This is a genomic window from Rhizobium sp. 18055 (assembly GCF_902706285.1).
GTDB lineage: Bacteria > Pseudomonadota > Alphaproteobacteria > Rhizobiales > Rhizobiaceae > Rhizobium.
Genome location: NZ_CACSKD010000075.1, coordinates 1 through 715, shown reverse-complemented (window position 1 = coordinate 715; position 715 = coordinate 1). Strand labels below are relative to the sequence as shown.

Genomic DNA, 715 nt, shown 5'->3' with positions numbered 1-715 from the left:
GGCCGCTGCAGGCTGCGCGGGACGCCGTGCAGGCCGTCGCCACGGGCGGGCGCTACCTCGCGCAATCGCTGCGCCTCATGGTGGGCCTGCCCGACTACGACGCCTACCTGAGCCACCAGGAGCGCACCCATCCCGGCGAGCCGGTGATGAGCTATGCGGAATTCTTCCGCGACCGGCAGGATGCGCGCTATGGGGGCAAGGGGCGCATCGGGCGCTGCTGCTGAAGGTCAGGCTGCCGGGGTCACCACTCCCCGCACTCCATCCGGATCGCCACTTCGCAGTCGTCGAAGATTTCGAGCTTGGCGATCTTCACGCGCACGCCAAGCACGCCGGGCAGCTGCATCAGCCGGCGCGTGAGCTTGCCGATCAGGCTCTCCAGCAGGTTCACGTGCTCGGCCGTGCATTCGTCGATGATGATCTGGCGCACCTTGCGGTAGTCCAGCACGTGCCCGATGTCGTCGTCGTGCGGCAGCAGCGGCTGGCGGCCCTGGTTCAGTTCGGCATCGACCTGGATGGGCTGGGGCGCGGTCTTCTCGTGGTCGAGGATGCCCAGGTTGGCGTCGAAGCGCAAACCGGTGAGCGTGAGGATCTGGAGGCCGCCGTCGGGGTGGTTGGGCATGGTGGCTGGAAGAAAAAGCGATGAATGAAGGATGGGGCGGGGCCTGCGCGCCGCGCCTCACATGAGCGAGAAGTCGCGCTCGAAGCGCATCAGGTG

2 protein-coding genes are annotated in these 715 nt (G+C 67.6%); one reads left to right on the top strand and one right to left on the bottom strand.

Annotation, left to right across the window (positions count from 1 at the left end):
• Positions 1–77: 77 nt before the first annotated feature.
• Positions 78–224, top strand: a complete 147-nt coding sequence (locus tag GVL52_RS31490; RefSeq protein WP_107179197.1) for a YbdD/YjiX family protein — start codon at positions 78–80, stop codon at positions 222–224.
• Positions 225–241: 17 nt separating this feature from the next.
• On the opposite strand, the gene GVL52_RS31485 is transcribed toward GVL52_RS31490, so the two are convergent.
• Positions 242–619 carry a dihydroneopterin aldolase gene (locus GVL52_RS31485; RefSeq protein WP_160012661.1) on the bottom strand — a complete coding sequence of 126 codons (378 nt, stop codon included), beginning with the start codon at positions 617–619 and terminating at the stop codon, positions 242–244.
• Between the last annotated feature and the right edge of the window lie 96 nt (positions 620–715).